We start from the raw sequence: 4,708 nt of genomic DNA, 5'->3' as shown, positions 1-4,708 counted from the left end.
GTATAGCGATCACTATCTTTGCCACTATCCGCATACAAAAATGCTGGCAGAAAAAGCAGTTTTGGCTGCCAATGGTACAAACGGATTCGCAACGGTTGCATTACGACCTCATTTAATCTGGGGGCCTCGTGACAATCATTTGATTCCCAGATTAATCCAACGTGCAAAATCGGGTCGCTTGCGACAGGTGGGTGACGGGACCAATCTGGTATCGATGAGTTATGTCGAGAATACGGCTGCAGCGCATTTACAGGTTGCATCCCGCTTGTTTTATGATTCTCCAGTGGGAGGGCAGGCCTATTTTATCAATGAGCCTGATCCTGTTCTGTTGTGGGAGTGGATCAATCAACTGTTGACGACGGCTGGATTGTCGCCAGTCCGAAAGCAGATTTCTGTAAAAGCTGCGAGACGAGTTGGGGCTGTAATGGAATTTATTTATCGAGTACTGCCTCTTGCGGGTGAGCCGCCGATGACTCAATTTCTGGCATCGCAACTCAGTAGTTCACATTATTATGATATCAGCCGTGCCCGTCATGATTTTGGCTATCAACCCAGCGTCAACTTTGAAGAGGCCATGCGGCGTATGCAGCCTGAACTGAAACGATTGTCTTCAGGTTCCTGATGCTTTGATGAAATAGGACACAAAGGTGCGAATCTCTCTTGGGGAAACTCACGCGAGAGATTACACTGACGCCAGCCCTCGTTTTTGAAGATAATTCTCTACAGTCTCGCAGCGAAGGGTAAGAATCTATCAAAATATTCTAAATATTTTCTATCTAAATAATTAAAGTGAATGGAGTGAAGTAATGGAGTCGTTTGATCTTTCGGAGCATGGCATCAACGTGGAATGGGTGATGCGGAATCCCGATCCCTCGATGTTATATGAAGAAGCAATTCGCTTCGAACCGGGTGCCTCAATTTCGGATACGGGTGCTTTGATAGCCTATTCGGGTGAAAAGACGGGCCGTTCTCCCAAAGACAAACGGGTCGTCAAGCATAAAAAGTCGGCTGATGATATCTGGTGGGGCGATGTGAATTATCCGTTAGATCAGCATGCGTTCTACTGCAACCGTGAACGGGCCACCGATTATCTGAATATCTGTCCGCATCTGTATGTGATTGATGCTTTCGCAGGCTGGGATCCTGAACATCAGATAAAAGTGCGCGTGATCTGTTCGCGGCCTTATCACGCATTATTTATGCATAACATGTTAATTCGACCTACTCCGGAACAACTTAAAGACTTCGGCAAACCCGATTATGTGATATACAATGCAGGCACATTTCCAGCGAATCGTTTCACGACCGGCATGACGTCCAAAACCAGTGTGGATTTAAGTATCGAAGACGGCGAGATTGTAATTCTTGGAACTGAATACGCGGGAGAAATGAAAAAGGGTATTTTCACAGTGATGAACTACCTGATGCCCAAGCTGGGTGTTCTCTCGATGCACTGTTCTGCGACCGCAGATCGAGAAACAGGTCGTTCCTCCGTATTGTTTGGTCTTTCCGGAACCGGTAAGACGACGCTCTCAGCCGACCATAAGCGGTATCTGATTGGGGACGATGAGCATTGCTGGACCGACAATGGCATTTTCAATATCGAGGGAGGTTGCTATGCCAAGGCGATATATCTTTCGCGGGAAAATGAACCGGAAATATTTCAAGCGTTGCGTTATGGGGCAGTGCTGGAAAATGTAGTCTATGATGAAGCCCATCATCATGTGGACTTCAATGATACCAGCTTAACACAAAATACGCGTGGTGCTTATCCGATTGAGTTCATCAGCAGCGCAAAAATTCCGTGCGTCGCTGATCATCCTACCGATGTGATATTCCTGACTTGTGATGCTTTTGGTGTATTGCCTCCAGTCAGTAAACTGACACCTGAGCAGGCTATGTATCATTTCATCAGTGGCTATACTGCGAAGGTTGCCGGCACGGAGGTCGGTGTGAATGAGCCGGAAGCGACATTTTCACCCTGCTTTGGTGGACCATTTCTGGTTTGGCATCCGGGGAAATATGCCGATTTATTAGCGGAGAAAATCAGGCAAACCAATGCGAATGTATGGCTGGTTAACACGGGTTGGAATGGCGGTGCGTATGGTGTTGGTAGTCGTATCAGCCTGAAGCACACTCGGGCGATCATAGATGCCATTCATTCCGGTAAGCTCAATGACGCTCCGACCGAGATCGATCCCATTTTTGGAACAGCAACCATCACGAAGTGTCCGGATGTGGATGATAAAATGTTAGTTCCTCAGCATTCCTGGGCCGACCAGAGTGCCTACAAAGCAACCGCGGTCAAGCTGGCATCAGCCTTCAATGAGAACTTCGTGAAATACGCGTCGGGTGTGTCTAAAGAAGTCCTAGCGGCGGCGCCACGGGTATAAGTTTTGAATAGTTCTTAATGATGCGAGAACCTTGTACATTGCTGCGCTCGTTTTTTTGTTGATTCCATTGAAGCTCAGCAAGAGCGCAGAGAAAAAGTATGTCATGACTGGCACTGTGACGGAAATGCACACATTCGCATTGCTGAGGTGGTGATCAAATCGCTTGAATCGAATGTGTCCAGGAATGTCGCTTAAATTACTGAAACAGTGGCGACTGGTCTTGAGATATTATTTTGATGATGCAGGTCAGGTGAAAACAGTGCGTTTGGCAATCGGGTGACATGCGGAGCGGCCAAAATTACTTTTTGAATGGAGATTGTTCCCTTTCCTCAGTTCACGTTTTTTTATTCTTCTTTGACAAGTGAGGCAAGTGCTCGCCTGACGTCTTCTCGAGTGCCAACAGCGACAAACATGCGAAAGGAATATTTGCCTGGTTTAATTTCCTGTTTGTTGCGAACGCGAAAGGCACAATTCCATTTGACGACTTTAGCTGCATTGAAGCGGAAGCGGCCATAGCCGGCCTGTTCATAACCCTTTGATGGTTGATCTGGAGAAAAAATCCCCATTGCGTATTGGCCATTGTTTGTGCTTAAGACGACGGGAAATTTCTGCTCGCCCGGACCGTCGCTTAGCGGCTCAAGTTTGCCGTTTGCTGGACGAAACGTCCAGAATTTCTCGAACTCTTCGGGCATGTAACCGGTGAGGGCTTCGAACTGGGCGTAATTATGCTGTTCGTTTTTGGGAACAGTGAAGGTAGCCTGGTATTCAATGACATTGTCAAGTTTTTTATATCCGATGCGAACTTTTTTGGTAATGAGATGATCTGAGAGGATCTTGTTATTGAGTGCCAGTCTGCCGGAAGATTTCTGACCGGGCGCCAGCCAGAATGCCATGCGGGACGTTGTTTGCAGTTCGGCTCCCTGTGCTCGAAGGGAAAGGAGTTTGCTGGACGAGGTTTTTCCGGCTCCATCTAATCGGGAGCCCGCTTCGGTCGGGTTATAACGTTCAGCCCAGAAGGGATCGGTCGAGCCGAGGTTGAAGCTGGCGGCGGACTGCAGTTGTCGGCCATGATCATAGCTGTCGATGAATTCTTTTCCATTCCAGGTAAGTGAATCAATCGCACCTGCCAGACGGTTTGTTGTCGTGATGACGATTTCCGAAGGACCTGCTTTGCGACGGATCACCGCGTTGCCATTGGGCGGCATCTCGGCGAATACAGATTGCAGTGGCTTCGTTTCTGAAACAGATGCAATCACCAGACATAGCAATATGATTCTGAGTTGAAAAATCATGTTTTGTTATTCTTCAGATGTGATGATTCTGGTTGGCCTATCAGAGTTTGTAAAATGCAGACGGGCGATTCAAGGTGAAACGTAGCCCTGAACGATTTCACTGGCATGGATTAAAAAATGACCGAGTGTCGAATTCCATTAGTTTGTTCGCAATTGAATTCGACACAACGGTCGATCTTTATGTTTTTCACTTTGAGGATGTTTTTTTCTGATCTTCCTCAGGTTCTTCCAGCCGCATGAGAGTCCATTGTTGAGTCGTACCATCTTCAAAGTGCAATAAGGCTGTTGCCTCATCTTTAGTGAGGTTGGCAATGCCTGTCTCCATGATGGGCGATTTTTTACCTGTGATGGTCCAGGCCGCTCTTTGCGATTTATGATCGACCATGCCTTCAATCGTCGAAGTTTTATCGGTTTCACTCATGTGAACTGTTCCACCAATAATACCATCTTTGCTGACTGCCAGTTGCAAGTAGAATGCAGGGTCGGCACCTGAATCGCTATCTTTTGCAGTAGCAGCAAACACGCCGAGCGTCATCCATTCGGTATCATCGGTGGGTTCCGGTGCGCTGGTTGCAAGCTCTTGCGCCTGTTCTGCATACTCTTCTGTCGAAGCAATTGGATTACCGTCCTGATAGACTTCGCCATCCTGATAGTAAATGTTGTCGCCATAGTTATAGTAGATTTCCTGCCCACCGGTACTCCAGGGGAAGAAGGTGGCTAAACCTGCCCATGTGGCCCAACGGTAAGGACGGTTCCAATTCCAACGTGCGTAATTGGGGTGATGTTTATGGAAGTCCCAATGTGGAGGTCTTGGTGGGCGTGGCCGATTCGGTCTATTCGGCCTGTTTCCGTTACCCGGGCGATTGGGTCGGTTTCCATTTCCGTCGCCGGGTCGGTTTGGACGGTTGCCGTTTCCGTCACCGGGTCGGTTTGGACGGTTGCCGTTTCCGTCACCGGGTCGGTTTGGTCGGTTGCCGTTTCCGTCACCGGGTCGGTTTGGACGGTTGCCGTTTCCGTCACCGG

3 protein-coding genes and 1 pseudogene are annotated in these 4,708 nt (G+C 48.2%); 2 read left to right on the top strand and 2 right to left on the bottom strand.

The features are described 5' to 3' along the window. A partial coding sequence (locus Q0668_RS18305) for an NAD-dependent epimerase/dehydratase family protein (RefSeq protein WP_298867265.1) occupies nucleotides 1–622 on the top strand: 622 nt, incomplete at its 5' end. Nucleotides 623–806: 184 nt separating this feature from the next. Continuing rightward, entirely contained in the window at nucleotides 807–2,393 is a 1,587-nt protein-coding gene (gene pckA / locus Q0668_RS18300) for a phosphoenolpyruvate carboxykinase (ATP) (RefSeq protein WP_298867263.1), read from the top strand. A 344-nt stretch (nucleotides 2,394–2,737) separates the two neighbouring features. On the opposite strand, the gene Q0668_RS18295 is transcribed toward pckA, so the two are convergent. Next, nucleotides 2,738–3,685 (bottom strand): hypothetical protein, encoded by a 948-nt coding sequence (locus tag Q0668_RS18295; RefSeq protein ID WP_298867261.1) that lies wholly within the window; start codon nucleotides 3,683–3,685, stop codon nucleotides 2,738–2,740. A 187-nt stretch (nucleotides 3,686–3,872) separates the two neighbouring features. Then, nucleotides 3,873–4,708, bottom strand: a pseudogene (locus Q0668_RS18290) (hypothetical protein); the annotation flags it as partial.

The sequence above is a fragment of the uncultured Gimesia sp. genome (genome assembly GCF_937910335.1).
GTDB lineage: Bacteria > Planctomycetota > Planctomycetia > Planctomycetales > Planctomycetaceae > Gimesia.
The sequence above is the reverse complement of the archived record's forward strand: the minus strand, read 5'-3'. Positions and strand labels throughout refer to the sequence as shown.